The organism is Desertibacillus haloalkaliphilus (genome assembly GCF_019039105.1).
Taxonomy (GTDB): Bacteria; Bacillota; Bacilli; order Bacillales; family KJ1-10-99; genus Desertibacillus; species Desertibacillus haloalkaliphilus.
In genome coordinates this window covers 48,378-72,046 of record NZ_JAHPIV010000010.1, presented here as the reverse complement: position 1 = coordinate 72,046, position 23,669 = coordinate 48,378, and the positions used below count along the sequence as shown (strand labels likewise).

Here is a 23,669-nt window from a genome sequence, read left to right as displayed (position 1 = left end):
CCAACACATAAAAAGATGACAAAACTTAACGGGAAGGATCCTTACATCTATAAGCCATAAACTCTAAATCTAAGAACGAAAAACAGTTCCTCGCAGCACGAGGAACTGTTTTTTCTAAGACTTATGCATTCGCCTTTTCTAATTTGCCACGTAGCACCATTTGTAGGATACCACCATGACGATAGTAGTCAATCTCAACTTCACTATCGAATCGCACAAGTGCTTCAAATTCTGTTTTCTTACCGTCAGCATCAGTAGCAACAACTTTAACCATATCACGTGGTTGTACATCATTGGTAATTTGTACTTCAAATGACTCCTTACCTGTTAGACCAAGTGATTCAGCACTGTCACCTTCAGCAAACTGTAGCGGTAACACACCCATTAACACTAAGTTACTACGGTGAATACGCTCATAGCTTTCAGCGATAACAGTCTTGATTCCAAGTAAGTTTGTACCTTTTGCTGCCCAGTCACGAGAACTTCCCATACCGTAATCTTTACCAGCGATAACAGCAAGGCCTGTTCCGTTTTCTTTATATTTCATAGCCGCATCATAGATTGGCATTACTTTATCTTCTGGCCAATACGTTGTAAATCCACCTTCTGTTCCTGGCGCAATTTGGTTACGAATACGGATGTTCGCAAATGTACCGCGCATCATCACTTCGTGGTTACCACGTCGTGAACCATAGGAGTTAAAGTCTTTTGGCTCAACACCTTTAGAAATGAGATACTTACCAGCTGGTGTATCTTTTCCAATCGCACCTGCAGGAGAAATATGGTCTGTTGTTACCGTATCACCAAACTTACCAATCACACGTAGGTCTGATAGCGGTTTAATTTCTTCTGGATCTTTTGATAACCCTTCAAAGAATGGTGGGTTTGCAATATACGTAGAATCTTCATCCCACTTATAAAGCGCATCATCTGTTGTTTCAATTTCATTCCAACGTGGGTTACTTCTGAATACATCTTCGTACTCATTTCTGAATAATTCAGGTGTAACTGTTTCTTGAACAACTTCTTTAACTTCATCAGCTGTTGGCCAGATATCGTTAAAGTAAACATCGTTACCGTCTTTATCCTTACCGAATGAATCGTTATTTAAGTCCACATCGACCGTTCCAGCTAGTGCATAAGCAACAACTAGAGGAGGTGAAGCTAGGTAGTTAGCTTTTACTAGTGGGTGAATACGACCTTCAAAGTTACGGTTACCTGATAGTACAGAAGTGACCGTTAAGTCATTGTCTGCAATCGCCTTTTCAAGCTCATCAGCTAATGGTCCAGAGTTACCGATACATGTTGTACAGCCGTAACCAACAATATTAAAGCCTAATTGCTCAAGGTATGGCAATAAGCCTGAATTTTGAAGGTATCCTGTAACAACTTTTGAACCAGGAGCTAATGACGTTTTTACGTAATCAGGAACATTTAATCCTTTTTCAGCCGCTTTCTTCGCTACTAGACCTGCAGCAACTAATACGTATGGGTTTGATGTATTCGTACAGCTTGTGATTGCTGCAATCGCAATCGCACCTGTGTTCATTGTCGTTTCTTTACCGTTTGCCAATTTCACCGTTACTTCTTTATCAAACTCATCCTTTGATAAGCCAAGGCCTTGTGTTCCTTGTGGAGCAGTAACAGCTTTTTGGAATTGTTCTTGCATTTCTGAAAGTGGAATTAAATCTTGTGGACGCTTTGGACCAGAAAGATTTGCTTCAATTTCAGAAAGATCAATTTCAACAACACTTGTATAAACCGGATCAGGTGTTTCACCAGGTACATAGAACATGTCATTTGCTTTTGAATATTCTTCAACAAGCTTGATTTGTTCTTCAGAACGTCCTGTTAATCGCATATAGTTTAGCGCTTCCTCATCAACTGGGAAGAAACCACATGTTGCACCATATTCCGGAGCCATATTAGAAATTGTCGCACGATCTGCAAGTGGCATTTCAGCTAGACCAGGACCAAAGAATTCAACGAACTTACCAACGACTTTCTTTTCACGAAGCACTTGTGTTACTTTAAGTGCTACATCTGTAGCCGTTGTTCCACTTGGAAGTGATCCTGTAAATTTAACACCAATAACTTCTGGTACTGGGAAGTATGAAGGCTGACCTAGCATACCAGCTTCTGCTTCGATACCACCGACGCCCCATCCAAGAACACCGATACCGTTAATCATTGTTGTATGTGAATCTGTACCAACGAGTGAATCTGGGTATGCAACCGCTTCACCATCAACTTCAGCAGCATGAACAACATCTGCTAAATACTCAAGGTTTACTTGGTGGACAATACCTGTTGCTGGTGGAACCGCACGGTAATTATCAAATGCTTTTTGTGCCCAACTTAAGAAGTTATAACGCTCTTCATTACGTTGGAATTCTAGGTTCATGTTGAAATCTAGAGAGTCATCAGTCCCAGCCTTATCAACTTGAACGGAGTGGTCAATAACAAGATCAACTGGAATCTCAGGGTTGATTTGATCTGCATTACCACCAAGATCAGCCATTGCTTTACGTAGTGATGCTAAATCTACAACGGCAGGAACCCCTGTAAAGTCTTGTAATATAACACGAGATGGTTTAAATGGTACATCAATGTTTTTCAGCTCACTAGTGCCCCATTTTGCTAGATTTTCTACATGCTCTTTTTTAATGACAAAGCCATCATGCTGACGAAGGACTGATTCTAGCAGAACCTTTACAGAATAAGGAAGTTTTGTAGTTTTCCCTACCCCTGCCTCTTCAAGTGCTTTTAAACTATAATAGTTATACTTCTTACCATCCACTGTAAAGGATGAACGAGACTTAAAAATATCTTTTTGATTTGTCATATGTATACCCTCCTCTAGTACTATCTTAACCCATTTTTTTAAAATTGTCGAAAAAAATTACGACAAATCGAAAAAATGAATCTTTGCTAATACGAAGCAGAAAGCGCTTAATATTTCTCTTTCCTTCACTTGCCTATTTAAGAATAGCAAAACTTTCACAAAGAATAAATGGATTTTTATAATTTTTTGAAAAAAAGATGATTGTTCCCTACCGCGGCCAAAGTAAATACCATTGTAAACCACGAGCCTATAAATAGGAAAACCCCGTGCTTTCATTGACCATTTGGAAGTAAAACACGGGATTTTGTAATGAATTATTTTTGTTCAAGCTGATCCTTTAGCAAAAATAACTCGTTTTGAAACGATTTTAATTCATGACGTTGATGTTCAGAGGCCACCTCTAGTGCATTTAATATCATTTGTTCAGCTTGATCAATGCTTTTTTCTGCATCTTTTAATTGATGACCAAACTCGCTACTATATTCTTCAATCGTATTCGTGCTTTCTTGAGCACGAACAAAAGCTTGTTGAGCAGCTTGGAATGCTTGCTGTTTGTCTTTTTGGTATGGTTTGTTCATAATTTTCCCTCCTAAAATCACCTTCAGTTTATTTTTTTATTTTCATCTAAAAACTATACGCCATCCAAACCAATGATTGGCGAGAGCATAAGTTATGTTGATTGACTCATACTAACGATAAAGGAGGGGTTAAAAATGACTGAACATAACACGTATAAAGACCAACGCAAAAACGCGCCAAAAGGACAAAACCCTGGGCAGCCCGAACCATTAAGCGGGTCGAAAAAAGTTAAAAAGCGTAACCATGTAAGTCAAACGAACGGCGAAGGATGAGACTGCTGAAAAAGTAACAGGCAGGCCAATTCAGTAAAGGGCACTGAAAAAGTGTGAAATTCACCTTTTCAGTGCCCTCAGGATAACTCGTTTTATTAGAGGCTGTCTCAACTGTGACTGCTTCTCTATGACAAGAAAAGAGAGGCGCTCAGCTGAGACAGTCTTTATTTATCTGGTCAAGGGCTTGTACGACGATCTGTACTTCTTCTTCCGTGGTTGTACGAAGGTCAATGACTAAATCATCATCCTTTAATCGACAAATAATCGCCGGTTCTCCGAGACGTAGACGATCAAATAGCTGTTGAGCACTTAGACTAGGATGCCTAAGGTGGACAAGCACGGACGGAAGCTCAACATCTGGCATTGTCCCTCCACCAACTTGTGATGTTCCTTTTTCAAGTTGCCACTGCCAAACCTTTTGATCGAGCTGATCAACAAACCGTTGGGTGCGTTCTTTCAGTTCCGTTTCCGAGGTCAATACCGCTCTGACGACAGGGATGCGGTTCAACGCTTCTTCGCCATACACGTAAGCCTTCAAGGTTGCCTCAAGCGCGGCCAATGTCATTTTATCTACGCGCAATACACGCGCAAGCTGATGCTTAGCCAGTCGCTTAATCAACTCTTTTTTACCCGCGATAATGCCTGCTTGTGGCCCTCCTAACAGCTTGTCGCCACTAAACGAGACAAGATCAACTCCTTTTGATAAAACTTCAGCAACCGTTGGCTCTTCACCAATGTGATGTTTGCGGAAATCATAGAGTGCCCCACTCCCTAAGTCTTCATAAAGAATGAGCCCTTCATGTTTCGCTCGTACATCTACTAACTCCTCGATATCTACCGATTCGGTAAATCCAATCGTTTTAAAATTACTGGTGTGGACCTTCATAATCATCGCCGTATCCTCAGTGATGGCTTGTTCATAATCATAAAGATGGGTCTTATTTGTTGTACCCACTTCCACTAACTTCGCACCACTTTCCTCCATAATTGAGGAGACCCGAAACGATCCACCGATTTCAACCAGTTGTCCCCTTGAAACGATAACTTCCTGGTCTGAGGCAAGTGCTTTTAAAATGAGATAAACAGCAGCGGCATTATTATTGACAACGATTGCCGCTTCAGCTCCCGTTACTTCTGTTAGGATTGATTCGATCACATCATGTCGTGACCCGCGTGATCCTTTTTGGATGTTATATTCAAGGTTAGAATAATTGGCGGCGGTGAGATTCACTTGGCGGATCGCTTCTTCACTAAGGCGTGCCCGACCTAGATTTGTATGTAAAATCGTTCCTGTCCCGTTAATCACTCGCTGCAAGTGATAACGAGATAATTCATTCACTTTCGTTTCTACTTCAGCAAAAAGCCGCTCTTTGAGGTATTGATGCTTCTGTTGATCCCAATCACCTGTTAATATCTCTTTCCTTATTTGGTCAACCGCTTCTTTTAATGATTTTGTCACTTGGCCAAATGGTGCCTCCTCAAGTAACGATTGAAAGCGCGGATCTTGCTGAAGTTCATGAATGGGAGGGATTTCGCGCAAATAGCTATTCAAATGATTAACCACCTTTCTGTTCATTTCACTTTTAGTTTACTAAAGATCATATTCTATTTCCGAACCGAGACTGAGCTTAAAAATTACACATCACGAAATCAAACTTCTTTACATCAAAATCAACTCTATTGTAGGATAAGATATGTGTTTTCGCAAAAAATGTACATGAATGACAACTAGCGATTGTCATTGATCACTCGCTATTAACAGATGCGAAAATCGTAATAGCAAAGGTAAAGGAGGGATCTTTAATGGAAAACCATGAAAAGATTCGTTTAACATCACTATCTACAAAAGCCGGTTGAGGATGCAAAATTGGTCCAGAAGACCTGGCGCAAGTTTTGCGTCATTTACCAGAACAAGAGCATGATTCCAATTTATTAGTCGGATTAGACACATCAGATGATGCTGGTGCGTATCAATTAACTGAAGATTTAGCGATGATTCAGACGGTTGACTACTTCACTCCCGTTGTTGATGATCCATATATGTTTGGGCAAATTGCAGCTGCTAATGCACTTAGCGATGTATATGCCATGGGTGGGAAACCAAAGACAGTCTTAAATATTGTTGGATTTCCTATTAAAAAGTTACCTGAAGAAATGTTAGCACAAATCTTGTGTGGTGCCGCAGATAAAGTAAAAGAAGCTGGCGCTCTTATTGTAGGTGGTCATTCAATTGATGACCAAGAACCAAAATTCGGCATGGCCGTCACTGGGCTTGCCCACCCAAATGACATCTACAAAAATGTCGGAGCAAAACCTGGGGACGCATTAGTGCTGACAAAGCCTATTGGTGTGGGCATTTTAACAACTGGCATCAAACGTGATGCTGTTACCGAAGAGCAAGAACAAGCGGTTACAGAAACAATGGCTAGCTTAAACAAGATCGCAGCCGAAACTTTAGCAAACTTTAAGCCTCATTCCGTCACAGATGTTACTGGCTTTGGTCTACTCGGTCACAGTTACGAAATGGCAAAAGGCAGTGATGTGAGCTTTATGATTAACCATGACGACGTCCCTGTTCTTGACGGGACGAAAGAATTGGCTGAAAAAGGAATTGTTCCTGGTGGTTCTAAAGCAAATCAGCGCTGGCTTAGTGATGAGATTTCCTTTGACAACCAAGTTTCTGAAGCAGATCAAATGATTTTATTTGATGCGATTACTTCAGGGGGTCTTCTCATTAGTTTGCCGAAAAATGATGCTGAGGCTTATGTTGAAGCCTTACAGGAAAAAGGCTTAACTGATGCTGCAATCATCGGAGAAGTGACTGAAAGGTACGAAAGACCCATTCATGTAAAATAACGCAAAAAACGTTTGGCTCTAATAAAGGCCAAACGTTTTTTATTCTAATCATAAATCTTCTTGTAGATATCATCAGTTAGCTCTTGTGGCGTTCCATCAAAAATCAACGCTCCATCCCGTAAAGCCAAAATTCTTGTTGCGAATTGTTTAGCTAAAGTCACATCATGGACGTTAATAATAGTAAGAAGCTGATGGTCACGATGAATCTGTATCAGAAGCTCAAAGATCTTATTTGCCGTTCCAGGATCCAAGCTAGCCACAGGCTCATCACCTAAAAATACGGTTGGTTGTTGGATTAATGCTCGGGCAATCCCAACTCGTTGTTTTTGGCCTCCACTTAAGGCTTCCACGCGTCGATTCATCTGCTCTACTAATTCAACATTTTCTATCGCACGTTTTGCCACCTCAAGCTCTTGCTTCGAAAACAACCCAAGAAGGTTTTTTAATGGGGGTCTTGTCCCAAATGTTCCTGTTAACACATTTTGCAGAACAGAGATGCGTGGGATAAGGTTAAAATGCTGAAAGATCATCCCCATTTGTTTACGAACTTTGCGCAAGCTTGCTTCATTTTGTTTAGAAATGTCGATACCGTCAACGGATACTTCGCCCTTACTCGGTCGCTGTAATCCATTTAAACAGCGGATAAATGTCGATTTCCCAGCACCACTTTTCCCTAATATGCAAATAAACTCCCCTTGTTTAAACGATAAGTCGATATCAGAGAGCGCGTATGATGTCGCTTTCGGGTACCGAACGGATAATTGTTTCACTTCTATCATATCAATCGCTCCTAAATGACTCGTTGACGGACTTTACCGCCGATAAAATCAACGAGGATAACGAGGATACTAATCATTAAGATGGCTATTCCTACTGATTTGTATTGCATCGTATTAAAATAATTAAATAATTGTTGCCCTATTCCGCCGGCTCCAATAAACCCAAGAATCAGTGACGTTCGAATCGCGACTTCAAAGCGATAGAAATAATGCGAAAGAACATTTGGCCAAATTTGCGGTAAAATCGAAAATAAAACAGCGACCCATCTCGTCGCCCCAACCGCCTTCATGGCTTCTTGCGGTCCATGATCGCTAGATTCAATTAACTCTGATATCAACTTCCCTAGCACACCAATATTGTGGAGCATAATCGCAATCACAGCAGGAAATGGGCCGAGCCCAACGGCAACAACAAACACTAACCCGAAGACAATCTCTGGGATCGAACGAAGAACACTCAAACTTGACCTTGTTGTGCTATAAAAAATTGGATGACGACTTGTATTATAAGCCGCCATAAAACTAATCGGTAACGCAATAAGTAAAGCAAAAAAAGTCCCTAGAAACGCCATTGCTAATGTGACGAGACTTTCCTCAATCATCTTCGGGAGAATGTCCCAATTCAATGGAAAAAACCGTTCATTTATAAAATACAGTGTATTTATAAATTGATAAAACTTTTGAAATTGGAAATCGGTCAAATGCATGCTATACCAAATAAATGCGATCAGCGCAACGAGCATGACAAGATACCGACGTTTAAACCAAATCATCATCAAAAACCTCTATTCTAATAAGCCAATTCCTCGAGCAACTTCAACCGCTTCGGCTACAGCCTGGTACTCTTCATCACTTGTGGTAATAAAACCTGAGGCACCACCAAAAATCGACAAGATCTCTGTGTCAGTGATGTCAACAAACGCGTTTTGAATCGCTGTAATTGTTTCTTCATCCATTTCTCCAGGAACGACCCACGGATATTGATAAAGTTTCTCGGATTCCCAAATGATATTAAACTGGTCACCATCAATTGTTCCTTCTTCGACTAAAGCATCGAAAATCGCACTATCAATCGCACCAGCATCCACTTGTTTGTTCTGAACAGATTCAGCCGTAATGTCATGTGAGCCTGTATACGTTAACGTTCCAAAATCATGTTCATCTGGCGATTGGAACACCCCACGCTCATACAGTTCTACACTCGGGATAATCGACCCTGAAGTTGAAGACATACTTCCAAATGCAAAGTCAATGTCAGCACGATCTTCTAATAATTCGTCAAGATCTTCCCACTGTGCATCTGCATGTGTGACAATGTATGAATGATAAAAGGGCTCACCATCGATCAGTTGAGTGATAATCGCCTGAGCTCCACTTTGCTCATGGGCAAGCACATATGTAACCGGGCCTAGGTAGGCAAGGTCGATGTGATTATAATTAATCGCTTCAACAACAGCATTATAATTTGGATAAGGTTCAACCGTTACTTCTCGATCTAACTCTTGGGCTAACGTTTCCTCAAGTTTCGTAAGCCCCTCTTGCATTTCTCCAATCGATTGCGAAGGGATCACAGCAATCTCAAATACATCCTCATCTCCATTATTCCCACATCCGACTAAAAACAATAATACTAAAATAACTGCAAATCTAATTTTTTTCATTGCTTCCTCCCACATCCTTTTCTTTCACAAACGCAGCTATAAAGCTACCACGTTTCGCCATCGGTGTAAAGATATTCGACTTCACAATCCACAGCACATTCACTAATCATGTCTGACAATGTCGATATACATCTATGTAACGCTCGATCTCAGTATTGAAACGAAATGTATCAACAACGGTTTTCCTTGCATTCCCAAAAAGAAGACTTGCATCATCAGGGTGAGCAAGCAAAGAATCAAGCTTTAACTCAAACTCCTCAGGACTTGAAAACAAATAGCCATTATGACCATCTTGAATAATGCTGGCATTCCCTTCATTTTGTCTAGCAATCACCGGCTTTCCTATATACATAGCCTCTAGTATTGCTGTTGACTGGCCTTCTGAAACTGACGTATTTACAACAATATCGGCTTGCTTGTAGATATCAGCCATCTCTTCTAATGGAACTTCTTTATGATAATGGATCCATTCATACGTGTGACACGCTGCTTTCACTTGCTCATATACATGTTGATCAAGAACCGCACCAATAATCGTAAATGTAAGATTTGGATACCTTTCTTTTAGTTTAGGGAGGACAGGTAGCAAATAAAGAACGTCTTTGACAGGACGTAACCCAGCAGGTAATAACAGATGTGGCCCTTCAATAACTGAACAAGCTTTGGGTTCAACCTGAACTGTTTCTGGATAACTAGGAAGCCAAATGCTTTGCGGGATCACATAAACAAGGTCATCATTCATCGTAAAAACGCGTTTCACTTTTTGTTTTCCATCCTCACTAAATACTGTGATCGCACAGGCCTTTGCAACGAGCCCCCTCAAATCACTTGCATATTCATCAATAAAAATGTCATGATTGATATCGGTTCCACCAGATGTCAACACATATGGCTTCGTAACAGATACATTTGTCCGCTTTTGCCATAACTGAAAACGTCTCAAATGAAGGATGTGAACAAGGTCTGCTTGTTCAATAAGCTTCTGTGCGCGTTTCAGACAACTTTCTTCCTCATAAGCAAATATGTCAAGCTCATAGCCGGCTTGCTTCATCCCTGCTTCAATTCGTTTGGCCGTCGTTGAATTACCACGGGGTTGCTCGTAATACGGACTGAAAAACGCAACTTTAGTTTTCTTCTTTTTCGTTAATCCATTGTTCAACATTTGCTCTCTTCCATTCTCTTACCGATTCAGTGCGTACGGTTAGTTGTAAGTGATCTAGTAACTCCAAAAAAGGAACAAGGTATTTACGTGAGACATCTAACGCAGCCTTTGCCTCTTGCATCGAAAAGCTGTCCGATGTTTGTTCATACAACCACTTCAAACGTTCATTCAAGATCTTTTCATGAATAAAATACTTCTCATCAAGTTGGTAAATCTGCTTGTCCGATACTAAGAAGTGTTTTAATTCCTCTCCTACATCTGCTGGCACTTGCTGATTTTTCAGAAGTTGATCCCAAGACTCTACTTGTAATTGCTGCACCTTTATTTCAGAAACAATATGTTCCATTCGTTTAGCCCATTGTTGTGGAAAATGAGGACGAAAGTTAGGTAATGATATAAATTGGCCTGTCTTCATAAGAAGCTGGTTCGTGACAGCATCTTCTATCATTGCTTCCGCGACCTTTTGAGGAACAACGGTCAGTAACGATTGCACGATTTCGGCTTTATTCTTCCCTAACCGAAGCGGAAATTGCTCATGAAAGTTGATTAATTCCGATTCAACCTCCCCCAATAACGATTGTCGTAAATCAGTCAGGAGGTAATAGTGTCCTAATAGTAAAACTTTTCGCTCGTCTGTAAGTGTTTTAAGAGCTTCTTCTGCTTCTTCACGTGCTATGCTTGCTTGTTTAATAATTTCTTGTAAAGATATAGCATGGTTTTTGCTAATTACATCAACGACACGGTCTCTAGGCGTCCCTTCTTTTTTACGTTGAAGTAAGTGAATCGTTTTCTCACCAAAACGGTAGCGCTCTCCAGATGGATCAATCACCATTCCACCACCAATCGTTTCAACAGGAGTTGGACGCCGTAAGATAAAGCGATCGCCTCTTTTCGTTACAATCGGTTCATCTAAACGGAGTTGACATAGTATGGTTTCATTTTTGCCTAATTCATTTCGATCAAAGAAAACAACCTTTCCATAGACTTCAGCTGTTCCAATATGTAATTTAATAAATGAGCGTTGCTTTAAGCGGTAAGTAAGGCGTTTAACCGTATGAAGTTCAATATCAATTGTTGTTGTGCGGATATAGTCATCAGTGGAAACAAGGACGTCCCCACGCTGAACTTGATCCGTTTCGCCTCCTAGATTAATCGCTACTCGTTGTCCGGCAGTTGCTTCTTTCTTTGGTTGATGATGAACTTGTAATTGACGCGCCCTCACCTTTTTACCTTGAGGTAGTACGTTAAGCATATCGCCTTCACGAACGATACCTTCATACACAGTACCTCGAACAACCGTTCCTTGTCCATGCACGGAAAAAACTTGATCAATCGGTAGACGAAATGCTCCTTTTTGATTACGCATCGGTAACGATTCCAGTTGCTTAACAACTGCATTTTTTAAATCCTCGATTCCTTTTCCTGCTAAACTATCAACAAAAAGGAGTTCCTCTTCTTCAAAAAATGTTCCTTGAACTTGCTCGCGAATGTCTTCTTCAACAAGCTCGAGTAGCTCTGTATCGACACGGTCGATCTTTGTCACGACCACAAGACCAGATTCGATTCCTAAATAAGAAAGAATCTCTAGGTGCTCTTTCGTTTGTGGCATAACACCTTCGTCAGCAGCAACGACGAGAAGGACAAGATCAATGCCAGCCACACCAGCGATCATCTGACGAATAAATCGTTCATGTCCTGGGACATCAATCACAGAGACTTCCAAATCATCCCGAAGAACTAACGGGGCGTAACCAAGTTCAATCGAAATCTTTCTTTCCTTCTCTTCCTTTAAGCGATCGGTATCAATATTCGTTAACGCTTTCGTTAACGTTGTCTTCCCATGATCAATGTGACCAGCCATTCCAATTGTATAATGTTTTTTCGTTACGATCTGTCTTCACCACCTGGCTATTCATTTGTTATTTTTTTCACGTGTTACATCATACTACAACAACAAATGAATGTTAAACGATTTCCAATGAGTTTGAAATGACATGTATTCCTTTCCTCTATGTTACGTCAAATCAAACTTCTATGTATTCCTTTTTAACTTCGTCACTTCCATAATAGCAAAGAGGGTGCCTAAAAGGTAACATCAACCTTATAGGCACCCTATTGGATTGGTTATCCTTTTGAACCTGGTCCTCTTTTTGGACGGTTATGGGAACTACGGCGATATTGTTCTTCGACATCTGGCATGCTTTCGGTCGGTGTCATGTTATTTGTTAATGCTGCGTCACGTTGCCCTTTTCGCTTACGCATACATTTCTCCTCCTTTGGCATTGGAGCAGACCAACTAAATTGCCGTTGATCTACGAACGCAACCCCTTATTCGGGAAATTATTGTTGATTCTCGTTTGTTACATCATCTGCTACATTTTCGATCGCGTTTTGAACAGGTGCAATCATTTGCTGCATATCGATGTTGTTTGCATTATTATTACGATCTCGCATCATCGTATAAGCAGCTGCCCCTACCCCAAGTCCAACAACAGAGAGCATAATGTTGCGTGTTGTATTGTTATTTTTTTCACGAATCCCTACCGTTTCAAGCATTTGTTGCATCCCTCGACCTGAATTAAATAAATTTCCAATACCTCTATTCATGCCGGAGCACCCCTTCTTCTTTTGTTTGTTCAAGCCTCTCATTCTGGGCTGAACAGTATTTATCATGAGCGTTGTAGCTTGTTTTATCCTGAGTGATTATTTCCAATCATGGATTTCCTGCTCCACTGACCCACGAGCACTACTTGTCAGTAACTACTTGTACACTACGAATGCGATGACCTTCAACTTTGTGGATGATAATCGTTACATCGCTATACTCAAATTGATCACCAGTGGTTGGTATCCGTTCAAATTGTTCAACAATCCAACCACCTAATGAATGGTAATTACTGTCTGGTAAAGGTATGCTTACAAATTGACTAAAATCATCGAGTCCAATTTCAGCAGAAAATATAAATGAACCATTATCAATCTGTTTCACGAGTAGCTTTTTCTCATCATGTTCATCCCATATTTCACCAACAATTTCCTCTAATATATCTTCCATCGTAATCAAGCCTTCTGTCCCGCCAAATTCGTCAATAACAACAGCCATATGAGTTTTATGTTTTTGCAACTCAGGCAGAAGCGTTGAAATCCGCAACGATTCGACAACAAACATGGGTTCACGTAGCAAGTCTTTTAACTGGAAGGATTCATTTTTTACTAACATGGATAAAAACTCTCGTTCAGACAGAATTCCAATGATATTATCGATATGACCTTCATAGACAGGAATTCGTGAAAAGCGCTCTTTAAAGAAAACTGATTTGATCTCCTCAGTTGATGCATGTACTTCAATAGCCACCATATCAATGCGACGGGTAAGTACTTCTCCGACAATAATATCATTAAAATCTAGCGCACTGTGTACGAGCTCTTTTTCTTGTTGATCGATGATTCCTTCCTCTTCACCAATCTCCACCATCACCTTAAGTTCCTCTTCGGTAACAGAAGGTTCACTTTCTTTCGAAGTAACAAGGGACGACAACCAATTCTTCAAACGTACAAATAAAAAAGTAACTGGTGACAGCACCTTGATTAAAAAGGACAGCACACCTGAGATTTTTAGTGCATACGTTTCGGCGTTCTCTTTAGCATATGATTTTGGGAGGATTTCTCCAAAAATCAAGACTAGAATCGTCATCACAACGGTACTGATCACAAGCCCTGAGCTTTCCCCGAATAAGTCTGTAAAGATTTTAGCTGCAATCGTTGTACCAGCAATATTAACAAGGTTATTCCCGACGAGAATTGTTGAAATGGTTTGATCAAAGTTTTCCGATATTCGTAAAGCCAATTTACCTCCAGGGCGATTTTCTTCGGCATATTTTTTCATGCGAATTTTGTTTACACTTGAGAAAGCTGTTTCCGAGGATGAAAAAAACGCAGAAAAAACGATCAACAACGCTAATAGTATAATCAAACTATATGAGACAGACTCCATAACATTCACTCCAATACTGAAGCGTTTTAAAATTGCTTTGTCTGTCTTTTACTGTTCCCAAAATTAAAATCTATACTAGCATGTATGAATCTTTTTGTATCATTTCATGTTTTATGTATACACTACATCCTATAAACGCTTGTGGAGGTGGGATAAGACGTGGACAAAGTAACAGACATCACCTCTGTTGAAATGAAGGAAAAAATAGCAAATGAGATTCGTAAGATGTCTTTCACCAAAAATTTCCGCTCAGCTACTGCGGAAGAGTGGTATGTCTTTCTTGGCTCGTATGAAGACCCAAAAACAGGTGGCGCAGCTGGGAAGACATTCATCCACTACGATTTACTTGGCAACAAGGAAGTGTTTATCAATACGACTATCATCTTTGATAATCCCACACTCCATGATCCCAAGGCGTTGCCACTTGTATATGGTTTATGTGATGAAATCGTCAACCGTCTCGTCGGTTATGCAGATACACTTCTATCCGTTCATGCAGGTGAAAATTCATATCAAGCTGAATACATCGATCGATGATACCAATCCACAATACGTACACATTGGCTTGATTGTCCCAACCGACAAGTCCCACTTGTTCAAACTTTCTTGAGCAACTAAGAAAAGATCAACCGTCTGTTAACGATTGATCTATCATATTATCTAACAAAGCGGTGATTTCCGATATGAGTAACTAGTTGCCGACTTCTTAAAAACGTATCATTCGTTCGTGTTGGATTAAAAAAATAAAGCGCATTTGATACATAATTGACTCCTAACAATGCCTGTTGTGCAGCAAGATACGCTTGATCTGACGGTACGACATGGTTGATCGATCCATTTGTTACCGGCGTAAACTGTCTAGGTTCCATGATGACTTCTGCAATTGAATTGGGGAAGCTTGAACTATTTTTACGGTTTACGACAACATTTGCAACCGCTACTTGTCCTTGAAAACTTTCACTCCCTGCTTCTGCTTGAATCAGTTTGGCTAACAACTCGAGATCCGGGTGATTATTCATCAACCTTGGTATGACAACACGAAGTTGTTCACCTGCAAAAAGCTCGTCACCTGATAGTTGATTTCGTTCTCTTAAGAGCTCTTTTGAAACTCCGAACGCTTCACTAATAGAATCTAGCGAATCTCCCAATTGCACCGTATATAACGGCACACTGTCGATATAAACTTCTCTATTGTCGTTATTCCACTCGACATTGGCATGCAAAAATTCAGAAACATGTCGTGCTGGTAAGTAGGTACGATCATGACGAATCCGCGGTACGACATCCATCATATATGTACGATCGTTCATAACGAGTTGAGGACGATTTATTGTTAGTCGTAACCGATCCCCTTGTTGATTGTTCATGTTTACACGTTGTTGATCTCCATTCCATTCCACAGTAGCTCCGATGTATTCAGCGATAAATCGTAATGGTACATAGACTCTACCATTCTCTAAAAATACAGGTTCTTGAAAACGAACTTCATCCCCATCAACAAACACACGAAAATCATTCGCCGCCAACGACTGTTGTGACCACGCGATGAAAACGGTCAAAAACCCTAATAGGAAAATTATATTTCGAATAAAGCGAGTCCCCCCTTCCCTTACTTGCGATAGTTTAGCATAAAATCAAGGGAGAGGGGCTTGGTAAATACTAGCATTCCTTTTACCTATGTTTGTCAACCGATAGAAAAATACATCGTACTCGGGGTTTCTTGGGGTGGAAAACAAAGCTTTAGTTTTCACTGGTAACATTAGCAATAAAAGGAAGAGGGCTGTTCTAAAAGGTTTGAAATCCTTTTAGAACAGCCCCCCTTAACGCTTTGTTAGCACATAGCTAATTGATCCTGAGAGGATCCCAAGCAAGGCTCCTGCCACTACTTCTTCTGGCTGGTGACCAAGCATTTCCTTTAATTTATCCTCACGCTCACGATGGTAGTCTCCCGGTTCATAGCCTTCAAGCTTTTCAATTTCCTCATCAAGGTCATTTACCTTTAAAGTGAGTTCACCTGTTTGCCGCCTGATTCCTTGTGCATCATACATGACGATTAGGCCAAATATTGTCGCTAACGCAAAATCGACAGAGGTAAACCCCTTATCCAAACCGACATACGTCGAAAGTGCAGTTACACCTGCCGAATGTGAACTCGGCATTTTTCCAGACTTCAGCAATGTATTCCATTTGCTTTCTCCATTGTCAGATTCGTTTAGTGGGACTTTCAAGGCCTGGGCAAGACCAATCGTCGTTAGGGCTGTAATAATCTCTCGGTTCATCTTCTTCACCTCATAGTTATGGTTTGATATGAAGAAAATTCTATACAACCTTAACTGCATTTTCTTTTATCTGGTCTTGCATTTGAACACGATATATTTTTAAAATCGAAAAACTACCACTTGTTAACAACTGTTACACCTAGATTTTTATACGTATCCATTTCATTGAATACTTTTGGTGCTTCCTCCAACGAAATCGTATTTGTAATTAATGATCCCGGTTTCAATTTACCTTTCTCAACCATTTCAAGCATATAAGGATACCTTGATGGCTGCATACCAAGCGAACCAATCACTTCAATTTCATGTTGGACAATGACATCAATTGGAAGCGGGATCATCCCTTCTTCTTCTCTTGTCGTTAAGCCAATTTGCAAATGTCTTCCTCGCTTGCGAAGACTGAATACAGAGGCTTGACACGTTTGTTTGATCCCTAAAGCATCAATAGAGACATCAGCCCCGCCTTTTGTGATCTGCTTAATGGCTTCTGGAACGTTATTCCTACTTGCATTAACAGCCTCAACGGCTCCTAGCTGTTTAGCAAATTCTAATTTATCATCGCCGATATCAACTGCGATGACATTTGCACCTAGAGCTGTTGCAATCTGGATCGCTGACAAACCGACTCCTCCACAACCGTGAACAGCCACCCATTCACCAGCACCCACCCGTGCTTGGTCCGTCACACCATGAAAAGCAGTCATAAAACGACAGCCCATCCCAGCCGCTTCTACAAAACTAATACTCTCAGGCAATTGAGTAAGATTGGTATCCGCATTTGGTACATGAGCAAATCGTCCGAAACCACCCCACGATGAGAATCCAGGCATTTGAATGTTTTCACAAATATTATGATGACCGCTTTTGCAATAAGGACAGCTGCCGTCACCAATTGTAAATGGGACAATCACTCGGTCGCCTTTTTTAAAGTTTTTAACCTCTTTTCCTACCTCTTCAACAACACCCGAGAATTCATGACCCAATACGTGCGGAAGTGGAAGTTTAATACCAATCCAATCCCAATCCCCTTGCCACGCGTGCCAATCACTTCGACATACTCCATTTGCTTCGACTCGAATAATAACTCCTTCGGGTGAAAGATCAGGGTCTGGCATATTGCGTACGACCAAGGGCTTTTTGAACTCTTCTAATACTAAAGCTTTCATCATGTCACCATCCTCTTCATTTTAAATGTATGTTAATGCTTTGTTTTGCTGTACTAGCTGATCAACAAGACTAATCACAAAGTAAGCGCCTTCATTTTTGCACAACGCTCCTGCTGGATTAGTAATAGTTATGTCCAGGCATGAAAAAAATGACAAAAACGCTTCATTTTGATATAGATATACGAAAAAGACCCCACAACTCCGATAAACTAAGGTTAGGAAGTTGTGGGGCTCAATAAATAGCACGCAATATTAACCGTCTATCCACTCTTCAATTTGTGATCTGTTCTCATCGATCCATTCTTGTGCAATCATATTTAAATCTTCATCTTCCATTCTTAACATAAGATCTTCAACATCCTCTAAACTGATTTCAAAGTCTTCAAGGAAAGAATAAAGGTCTGGTGCTTTCTCTTGAAAGTTTTCATTGACGCCAGTCATAACATCGTCTGTTTCCCAAATTCCTCTAGGGTCATCTAACATTTTGATATCAAATAGCTGGAACATTGTATGTGGACGCCAAGCTAAAAAAACAACCGGCTCTTCATTATTCGTCGCTCTCAATACTGCTGCTAGCATCGCTTCTGTACTACCGGAGATCAGGTTTAAATCTAGGTCATATTCCTCTAACACTTCCTCAGAGGTTGGCATCATCCCTGCTCCAGGTTCGATACCAATCACCTCACCACCAAATAGTTCCTCATTTCCAGATAAGTCCTCAATACTATCAATATCTACATAGGTAGGAACCGCCCAACCGACTGGGGCATCTTCATACAATGTTCCGATAAGATCGATAGTATCTTCATATCGATCGGCATAGGTTGAATGAAGATTTGGTAACCAAATATCAGCATAGACATCAATGTCTCCCCGTGATAAGCCTAGAAACATCACACCAACATCACCTTCAGTTCTCTCCGTAGGGTATCCAAGCTCATTTGCAACATTTTCAATGATCGCTAATGGAACCCAGGCTTGTTGATAAGGAACTTGGCCAAGTGTGATGGTTGGATTGTCAGATTCGGCTACTTCACCATCCTGTTCATCCGTGTCAGCAGGTCCACAACCGCTTGAAATTAGGACACTAACGATCACAATACAAAGTAGAAAAGAACGTTTTTTGTACATCATCTTCATTAACAAAATAATCACCCTTTATTGCTTTTAATAAATTTGTTCAAAATTCCTTTACACCTGCTCAAAAGACCAACTTTCAAGGGGATGTTTGAACAATATCTTTAGTAAAAAGAATCACCTAGTATATCCTTTTTTATTCAATGCTAGGTGAATATGGCTATACTCACTCCTTTCATAAGTAATAAAACACTCTCGAGTTCAGACAGCAATGCTTTATTGATCAGCTCCGAGCGTATGATATGAACTTCATATCTTGAGCCATAATTACTATTTCATTATGGCTAATTAGGATTTGGTTACCGTCCCCTTTCAAACTAAGCACAAACAACCCATCAGCGCAGCGTGATCGCGCTTTGATGAGTCGGCTACATAAACAAAACTAGCTGTTGAATAAAAATCGACAAATGACCTCACCTTATGAAAAAAACAAAGCTTTGTATTATAATGGTCATGGTTGTACTTTAGTACAATACGTTTTATCCTGATTTACAAGGAGTGAAAGAATGAAAATTACAATAACAGAACCTGCACTTAAATGGTTTGAAGAGGAAATGGACATTGAGAAAGGTGAATTTATTCGCTTTTTTGCTCGTTATGGTGGTGATAGCTCCGTTCAACAAGGATTTTCTCTCGGTGTGACAAAAGAAAGCCCTAAAGAAGCTGCTGCAACCCTAGATGTAAACGGGTATACCTTCTTCATCGAAAGCGATGACCTATGGTATTTCGATAACCATGACCTCCATGTGAAATACAGCCGCAAAACGAACAGTATTACATATGACTATCAACAATAAAAAAACAGCCAAAAGACCTTATACTTCGGTTTTTTGGCTGTTTCATATTGAACTAATTAAACCACTCAAGAATTGGTATGATATGTATATTTGGCGGGACTGTGTGGGAATCGAACCCACCGGAGACGGCACGCGCCTCCCTGAAGGTTTTGAAGACCTCGGCGTACACCAGTACCGCAGCCAGCCCCATGTTAAAATCGATCAATAATGATAAGAACTCCATACGACAAATAACGACAATCTCTTTCAGCAATTTTAATCATCTCATATTATTAAGTAAGATGTCAACCCTATTCATAGGTGAAGAAAATGACAAATCTATTCATTGAAGCTTTTGTATTCTCAACGATGATAACGATCCCTTTCGTTCTAGCCTTCAACTATTTTAAACACCATAAACATAAAAAACATCGGCACACAGTCGACCATGAACGCTTAAAATGTGAATCCGATCTAGAACGTGACGTTTACGATTTCTTAAAAGCCAATGGGTACCGTGTCAAAGCACGTATTCCATGTGGCCAATATTTTATCGATATTGCTCTTCCGAAGAAAAATATTGCTATAGAGTGTCACAAGGATCCAAATAAAAACAAGCATGAAAAAATCATTCGTCGACAAAAAATCGCTTACTTTAAAAAAAGGGGATGGAATATTGTCCATATTCATGAACAACAAATGAACAGTGATTACAAGAAAGCAATGAATCAACTTGAACAAGAAATCAACGGAAACAGAGATTAGCCTCATATAGTCTTCTTCAGACCCAAAAAAGGAGGGGCGTCCCCCTTAAGAGAAATCGCCCCTTTTACCATAACCTTTGTCTTTTTTAATACTTATGCTTTTTATGCTTCTTTGATTTCACATGAAGTTGTTGATTTTGCAACACTTTAACTGTTAATTCAACGACCATTTTTTCTTCAACTGAAGTAAATGTTCCTTCTTCAAATGGTGCATCAATTTCTTTTCCACGGTGATCGTACACGCGCCCCATTTTGCGATCAAGTGCTTCATCGACTTCAATGAATCGACTAGAAATTAACTCACAGAATGGAAGCTCATTAAAGTTCTCACCACTAATTTGATCAAATTGGGCAAGATCAGCTGATAATAATTTTTCCTTTTCTGCAAAACCTTTTGGAAGCGGTGATGTCGTGAAGTATGAGAATTCAGTCTGACCTGGTTGTGCCTTAAATTGTGGTTCCCTCTTTAAATTTATTGGAGTAACGATCTCAAACGGAATATCTGTTGTCAACGAACGGATATTAGAAACGACTGATTCTTTTGACCCATGTGTTGGCGTTGCATACTGGATATTTTTACGAACAAACCCTTTAATAAATAATTTATTTGTCGGTAATAGTAGACGACATTGCGTAACTTTTAAGTTTTTCTTCACCTCTTTGATCTCAAGGACAGGCTCCGGGAAATCAATTTTTGCATTCATATCAATTTGAACAGTATCTTCTGCCAATACCACTGGAACTTTTACAAATGCTTTCCCTACCGCAATCTCAGGTTCCATTTCACGATTACTTGCTTCAGGTAAAACCGCATTTTTACGTTTTTTTGGCTGATGTTTAAAATAAGGCGGTGGAGCATAGTCATTGTTCACTTTCTTATGACCTTTAGACGTTTTATCGTGCTTATTAAAGTCCGTCATCATGATTCTCCTTTCGTAGATTTTTTTATTTAGTTGTTTGTTATTAACCTATGAAAGTTTGAGATATTTGGTTGGACAATCTCCCTACTACAACCGCCAATATTTTGTCCCACCGAGCTGAAAAACGAATACGGAACAACAAAAACACTTTCTCTACTGATGAGAAAGTGTTCTTTACCTAGATATACCTAACAGCCTTTAATACAAACATCACAACGATTGCCACTGAAAGGAAGATACTGAACCTCTTCACCTTCGCAATAGTCGTACGAGCATCCTCCTGGTTTGAAAATGCCTCTTGAGAAAGTCGCATATTTTTTAGTGTAACCCCAAGAAAAGCACCAAGAGCAACCCAAACGATGATGATACTCCAAAGCCACAATGATGCTAGATTAAAATACATCCATAACCCTGTAATAAATGCAAAAACTAGGGCACCATGTGCAACCACTAGGACGCTTTTATAAAATCGAAATAAGACAGTTAAACGCTCTCTTCCATCTTGCTCCATTCCCTTAACCAAAAAAGGCAGTGGTAAAAGGATGAAGAAAATGACAGCTGATAGTAAATGTAAACCATAACTAATAATCATTGCATACACATCATTTCACCTCACTGACTATAACTATAGCAAAAATAGCTATTAAAGGTAAAATAAATGTATTCATAGGTCGCTTTATGATAAAATTTAAATGAAATCATTATTAAATGGGGTCCAGATAAGGTTGAGGTGAGGACGTATGTCAGAATGGTTTATGTGGTTTATCGTTTTTTGGTCAATCTTTTTAATCACAGTGATGTTTATTGGTGGTTATTTTATGTTTCGAAAATTTCTCAAACGCCTGCCAAAAGAAGATGGAAAGTCTATTCTCGATTGGCAAGATCACTATATTCAAGAAACACGCCACTTATGGCCTGACGAAAAAAAGCAACTACTTGAAGAATTGGTAGAACCGGTCCCTGAGCTATTTAGAGATGTTGCTCGTGAGAAAATAGCTGGCAAGATTGGACAACTTGCGCTTGAAAGAGAGGCAACGACAATTACGGAGGAACTGATCATTGAGGGCTATATTCTAGCAACACCAAAGCGTGACCATAAGTTTCTTCGGAAGAAATTGAAAGAAAAAAACATTGACCTTACAACGTATCAACACTTATTTAGTTAATATCAAAAAGCTTGGTGAGGAATCATCCTCGACCAAGCTTTTTGATATGATTTACGTTTGGGCAGGTACGACTTGCTTTTCGTTTGATGTACGTTCTAATTCTTTTTCTAACTTTTTATATGAAATAAACATCGAAATTCGCCAAGGGATAATCATTCCATAAGCTAAAATAAAAAACATCCCACTTAGGACTTCATAACTAACCGTATCTCCTATGATTAGTTTTAAAGCAATTCGACAAAGCAACAAACCGAACAAAATAAAAATAAAAGCTTTTGATCGCTTTAAATATATTTGATCTTCCTTAATTTCGAATTTAGATGACTTAATGAGAAAAATCGAAAATATCATTCCAACGGCAAGTGCTATAAATGTCTCGATGATCTCTACGGTACCACCCGGTCGTACAGGTGGGTATAAAAACATTAAAAAACCAGTCGACATAAATAAAGGCGGTAAAACTATTTTTTTTACGGTCGCTGGCCTTTTTGTCGCTTTTAATCGAATAATAGCCGCTAGTATTGCCATCATAATAGCACCAATCGTGAATACTACATACATTGCCGACGACATAAATCGAATACCTCCTTCCACTTAACACAATATGTATCATTATAACATTATAACATAGCCTCAATAAGAACCTATCACTCTGTTTGTTGTATTCATTGTCACCATATGACGTATCCTAAGTCAAAATAATGACAAAAGCTGCTACTGTTTAAGATACATGATCGTTGCACTTGAAGCAATCATTTCATTCGCTCGCATGGGTTCGGTTAAGCCTACTTCACTGACTAGTATCTCCGTTCGCGCACTCCACCCCCTTTTCCCTTCTCTGATTTTACTTCTCTCGCTTCAGTGCTCTTACCCTCGTACTTCAATCTAAAGGCGGTTCGAGTAAGCCTACTCCACTTACTTACATCTCTGTTGGCGCACTCCGTTCCCTTTTCCCTTCTCTGATTTTACTTCTCTCGCTTCAGTGCTCTTATCCTCATACTTCAATCTAAAGGCGGTGCGAGTAAGCCTACTCCACTTACTTGCATCTCTGTTGGCGCACTCCGTTCCCTTTTCCCTTCTCTGATTTTACTTCTCTCGCTTCAGTGCTCTTACCCTCATACTTCAATCTAAAGGCGGTGCGAGTAAGCCTACTCCACTTACTTGCATCTCTGTTGGCGCACTCCGTCCCCTTTTCCCTTCTCTGATTTTACTTCTCTCGCTTCAGTGCTCTTACCTTCATACTTCAATCTAAAGGCGGTGCGAGTAAGCCTACTCCACTTACTTGCATCTCTGTTGGCGCACTCCGTCCCCTT

At 40.0% G+C, this 23,669-nt stretch carries 24 protein-coding genes and 1 tRNA gene; 6 read left to right on the top strand and 19 right to left on the bottom strand.

Going from position 1 to position 23,669, the window contains the following annotated elements; all coding sequences use genetic code 11:
- Nucleotides 1–121: 121 nt before the first annotated feature.
- Both acnA and KH400_RS12425 read right to left on the bottom strand, forming a co-directional pair.
- Nucleotides 122–2,845 carry an aconitate hydratase AcnA gene (acnA, locus tag KH400_RS12430; protein WP_217225004.1) on the bottom strand — a complete coding sequence of 908 codons (2,724 nt, stop codon included), beginning with the start codon at nt 2,843–2,845 and terminating at the stop codon, nt 122–124.
- A gap of 314 nt (nt 2,846–3,159) precedes the next feature.
- The gene (locus KH400_RS12425) at nt 3,160–3,423 is read right to left on the bottom strand and encodes a hypothetical protein (RefSeq protein WP_217225003.1); all 264 of its coding nucleotides are present in this window, start codon (nt 3,421–3,423) and stop codon (nt 3,160–3,162) included.
- Nucleotides 3,424–3,558: 135 nt separating this feature from the next.
- Between KH400_RS12425 and KH400_RS12420 the strand changes: the two genes are divergently transcribed.
- Nucleotides 3,559–3,696: a small acid-soluble spore protein P gene (locus tag KH400_RS12420; protein ID WP_217225002.1), complete on the top strand. Its 138-nt coding sequence runs from the start codon at nt 3,559–3,561 to the stop codon at nt 3,694–3,696.
- A 148-nt stretch (nt 3,697–3,844) separates the two neighbouring features.
- Here KH400_RS12420 and selA read toward each other — a convergent pair whose 3' ends face one another.
- Nucleotides 3,845–5,248 (bottom strand): L-seryl-tRNA(Sec) selenium transferase, encoded by a 1,404-nt coding sequence (selA, locus tag KH400_RS12415; RefSeq protein WP_217225001.1) that lies wholly within the window; start codon nt 5,246–5,248, stop codon nt 3,845–3,847.
- 251 nt (nt 5,249–5,499) lie between these two features.
- Between selA and selD the strand changes: the two genes are divergently transcribed.
- Nucleotides 5,500–6,552, top strand: coding sequence for a selenide, water dikinase SelD (gene selD / locus KH400_RS12410; RefSeq protein WP_217225000.1), 1,053 nt, complete (start codon nt 5,500–5,502; stop codon nt 6,550–6,552).
- A 44-nt stretch (nt 6,553–6,596) separates the two neighbouring features.
- On the opposite strand, the gene phnC is transcribed toward selD, so the two are convergent.
- The 8 genes from phnC to KH400_RS12370 all read right to left on the bottom strand — a co-directional run bounded on the left by phnC (nt 6,597) and on the right by KH400_RS12370 (nt 14,148).
- On the bottom strand, nt 6,597–7,331 hold the full coding sequence (phnC, locus tag KH400_RS12405; RefSeq protein ID WP_217224999.1) for a phosphonate ABC transporter ATP-binding protein: 735 nt from the start codon (nt 7,329–7,331) through the stop codon (nt 6,597–6,599).
- Between the two features lie 11 nt (nt 7,332–7,342).
- Nucleotides 7,343–8,104 (bottom strand): phosphonate ABC transporter, permease protein PhnE, encoded by a 762-nt coding sequence (phnE, locus tag KH400_RS12400; protein ID WP_217225176.1) that lies wholly within the window; start codon nt 8,102–8,104, stop codon nt 7,343–7,345.
- Between the two features lie 12 nt (nt 8,105–8,116).
- Nucleotides 8,117–8,992, bottom strand: coding sequence for a phosphate/phosphite/phosphonate ABC transporter substrate-binding protein (gene phnD / locus KH400_RS12395; RefSeq protein WP_217224998.1), 876 nt, complete (start codon nt 8,990–8,992; stop codon nt 8,117–8,119).
- 106 nt (nt 8,993–9,098) lie between these two features.
- Entirely contained in the window at nt 9,099–10,154 is a 1,056-nt protein-coding gene (locus tag KH400_RS12390) for a glycosyltransferase (RefSeq protein WP_217224997.1), read from the bottom strand.
- A complete protein-coding gene (selB, locus tag KH400_RS12385; RefSeq protein WP_312889169.1) occupies nt 10,117–12,045 on the bottom strand; it encodes a selenocysteine-specific translation elongation factor in 1,929 nt (642 codons plus the stop codon). The genes KH400_RS12390 and selB overlap by 38 nt, the downstream gene beginning before the upstream one ends.
- 233 nt (nt 12,046–12,278) lie before the next feature.
- On the bottom strand, nt 12,279–12,416 hold the full coding sequence (gene ykzP, locus KH400_RS12380) for a protein YkzP (RefSeq protein ID WP_217224995.1): 138 nt from the start codon (nt 12,414–12,416) through the stop codon (nt 12,279–12,281).
- 78 nt (nt 12,417–12,494) lie between these two features.
- Nucleotides 12,495–12,761, bottom strand: a complete 267-nt coding sequence (locus KH400_RS12375; protein WP_217224994.1) for a DUF3918 family protein — start codon at nt 12,759–12,761, stop codon at nt 12,495–12,497.
- Nucleotides 12,762–12,900: 139 nt separating this feature from the next.
- The gene (locus KH400_RS12370; protein WP_217224993.1) at nt 12,901–14,148 is read right to left on the bottom strand and encodes a hemolysin family protein; all 1,248 of its coding nucleotides are present in this window, start codon (nt 14,146–14,148) and stop codon (nt 12,901–12,903) included.
- Between the two features lie 192 nt (nt 14,149–14,340).
- On the opposite strand from KH400_RS12370, the gene KH400_RS12365 reads away from it, so the two are divergent.
- A complete protein-coding gene (locus KH400_RS12365) occupies nt 14,341–14,685 on the top strand; it encodes a hypothetical protein (protein WP_217225175.1) in 345 nt (114 codons plus the stop codon).
- 119 nt (nt 14,686–14,804) lie between these two features.
- Here KH400_RS12365 and KH400_RS12360 read toward each other — a convergent pair whose 3' ends face one another.
- The 4 genes from KH400_RS12360 to KH400_RS12345 form a co-directional block, all read right to left on the bottom strand.
- The gene (locus KH400_RS12360) at nt 14,805–15,707 is read right to left on the bottom strand and encodes a stalk domain-containing protein (RefSeq protein ID WP_217224992.1); all 903 of its coding nucleotides are present in this window, start codon (nt 15,705–15,707) and stop codon (nt 14,805–14,807) included.
- 261 nt (nt 15,708–15,968) lie between these two features.
- On the bottom strand, nt 15,969–16,427 hold the full coding sequence (locus tag KH400_RS12355) for a divergent PAP2 family protein (protein WP_217224991.1): 459 nt from the start codon (nt 16,425–16,427) through the stop codon (nt 15,969–15,971).
- Between the two features lie 113 nt (nt 16,428–16,540).
- Nucleotides 16,541–17,596, bottom strand: coding sequence for a zinc-dependent alcohol dehydrogenase family protein (locus tag KH400_RS12350; protein WP_312889149.1), 1,056 nt, complete (start codon nt 17,594–17,596; stop codon nt 16,541–16,543).
- Nucleotides 17,597–17,845: 249 nt separating this feature from the next.
- Nucleotides 17,846–18,733 carry a glycine betaine ABC transporter substrate-binding protein gene (locus KH400_RS12345; RefSeq protein WP_246589550.1) on the bottom strand — a complete coding sequence of 296 codons (888 nt, stop codon included), beginning with the start codon at nt 18,731–18,733 and terminating at the stop codon, nt 17,846–17,848.
- A 503-nt stretch (nt 18,734–19,236) separates the two neighbouring features.
- On the opposite strand from KH400_RS12345, the gene KH400_RS12340 reads away from it, so the two are divergent.
- The gene (locus KH400_RS12340; protein ID WP_217224988.1) at nt 19,237–19,527 is read left to right on the top strand and encodes a HesB/YadR/YfhF family protein; all 291 of its coding nucleotides are present in this window, start codon (nt 19,237–19,239) and stop codon (nt 19,525–19,527) included.
- 91 nt (nt 19,528–19,618) lie between these two features.
- Here the strand turns inward: KH400_RS12340 and KH400_RS12335 are convergent.
- Nucleotides 19,619–19,715: transfer RNA gene (locus KH400_RS12335), tRNA-Sec, on the bottom strand.
- 121 nt (nt 19,716–19,836) lie between these two features.
- On the opposite strand from KH400_RS12335, the gene KH400_RS12330 reads away from it, so the two are divergent.
- Nucleotides 19,837–20,271, top strand: coding sequence for a PDDEXK-like endonuclease domain-containing protein (locus KH400_RS12330; RefSeq protein ID WP_217224986.1), 435 nt, complete (start codon nt 19,837–19,839; stop codon nt 20,269–20,271).
- 85 nt (nt 20,272–20,356) lie between these two features.
- Here the strand turns inward: KH400_RS12330 and KH400_RS12325 are convergent, their stop codons facing one another.
- Nucleotides 20,357–21,211, bottom strand: coding sequence for a CsxC family protein (locus tag KH400_RS12325; RefSeq protein ID WP_438821117.1), 855 nt, complete (start codon nt 21,209–21,211; stop codon nt 20,357–20,359).
- A 157-nt stretch (nt 21,212–21,368) separates the two neighbouring features.
- Nucleotides 21,369–21,791 (bottom strand): hypothetical protein, encoded by a 423-nt coding sequence (locus tag KH400_RS12320; RefSeq protein WP_217224982.1) that lies wholly within the window; start codon nt 21,789–21,791, stop codon nt 21,369–21,371.
- Between the two features lie 139 nt (nt 21,792–21,930).
- Between KH400_RS12320 and KH400_RS12315 the strand changes: the two genes are divergently transcribed.
- Nucleotides 21,931–22,356: a DUF2621 domain-containing protein gene (locus KH400_RS12315; RefSeq protein WP_217224981.1), complete on the top strand. Its 426-nt coding sequence runs from the start codon at nt 21,931–21,933 to the stop codon at nt 22,354–22,356.
- A 51-nt stretch (nt 22,357–22,407) separates the two neighbouring features.
- On the opposite strand, the gene KH400_RS12310 is transcribed toward KH400_RS12315, so the two are convergent.
- Complete coding sequence (locus KH400_RS12310; RefSeq protein ID WP_217224980.1) at nt 22,408–22,929, bottom strand: CcdC family protein; 522 nt, start codon at nt 22,927–22,929, stop codon at nt 22,408–22,410.
- Nucleotides 22,930–23,669 lie beyond the last annotated feature (740 nt).

What these genes read in the sequence shown, in the direction of transcription:
- acnA (WP_217225004.1), bottom strand. Translation starts at nt 2,845, where the DNA reads ATGACAAATCAAAAAGATATTTTTAAGTCTCGTTCATCCTTTACAGTG.
- KH400_RS12425 (WP_217225003.1), bottom strand. Translation starts at nt 3,423, where the DNA reads ATGAACAAACCATACCAAAAAGACAAACAGCAAGCATTCCAAGCTGCT.
- KH400_RS12420 (WP_217225002.1), top strand. Translation starts at nt 3,559, where the DNA reads ATGACTGAACATAACACGTATAAAGACCAACGCAAAAACGCGCCAAAA.
- phnC (WP_217224999.1), bottom strand. Translation starts at nt 7,331, where the DNA reads ATGATAGAAGTGAAACAATTATCCGTTCGGTACCCGAAAGCGACATCA.
- phnE (WP_217225176.1), bottom strand. Translation starts at nt 8,104, where the DNA reads ATGATTTGGTTTAAACGTCGGTATCTTGTCATGCTCGTTGCGCTGATC.
- phnD (WP_217224998.1), bottom strand. Translation starts at nt 8,992, where the DNA reads ATGAAAAAAATTAGATTTGCAGTTATTTTAGTATTATTGTTTTTAGTC.
- KH400_RS12390 (WP_217224997.1), bottom strand. Translation starts at nt 10,154, where the DNA reads ATGTTGAACAATGGATTAACGAAAAAGAAGAAAACTAAAGTTGCGTTT.
- ykzP (WP_217224995.1), bottom strand. Translation starts at nt 12,416, where the DNA reads ATGCGTAAGCGAAAAGGGCAACGTGACGCAGCATTAACAAATAACATG.
- KH400_RS12375 (WP_217224994.1), bottom strand. Translation starts at nt 12,761, where the DNA reads ATGAATAGAGGTATTGGAAATTTATTTAATTCAGGTCGAGGGATGCAA.
- KH400_RS12370 (WP_217224993.1), bottom strand. Translation starts at nt 14,148, where the DNA reads ATGGAGTCTGTCTCATATAGTTTGATTATACTATTAGCGTTGTTGATC.
- KH400_RS12365 (WP_217225175.1), top strand. Translation starts at nt 14,341, where the DNA reads ATGAAGGAAAAAATAGCAAATGAGATTCGTAAGATGTCTTTCACCAAA.
- KH400_RS12355 (WP_217224991.1), bottom strand. Translation starts at nt 16,427, where the DNA reads ATGAACCGAGAGATTATTACAGCCCTAACGACGATTGGTCTTGCCCAG.
- KH400_RS12350 (WP_312889149.1), bottom strand. Translation starts at nt 17,596, where the DNA reads ATGATGAAAGCTTTAGTATTAGAAGAGTTCAAAAAGCCCTTGGTCGTA.
- KH400_RS12345 (WP_246589550.1), bottom strand. Translation starts at nt 18,733, where the DNA reads ATGAAGATGATGTACAAAAAACGTTCTTTTCTACTTTGTATTGTGATC.
- KH400_RS12340 (WP_217224988.1), top strand. Translation starts at nt 19,237, where the DNA reads ATGAAAATTACAATAACAGAACCTGCACTTAAATGGTTTGAAGAGGAA.
- KH400_RS12330 (WP_217224986.1), top strand. Translation starts at nt 19,837, where the DNA reads ATGACAAATCTATTCATTGAAGCTTTTGTATTCTCAACGATGATAACG.
- KH400_RS12315 (WP_217224981.1), top strand. Translation starts at nt 21,931, where the DNA reads ATGTCAGAATGGTTTATGTGGTTTATCGTTTTTTGGTCAATCTTTTTA.
- KH400_RS12310 (WP_217224980.1), bottom strand. Translation starts at nt 22,929, where the DNA reads ATGTCGTCGGCAATGTATGTAGTATTCACGATTGGTGCTATTATGATG.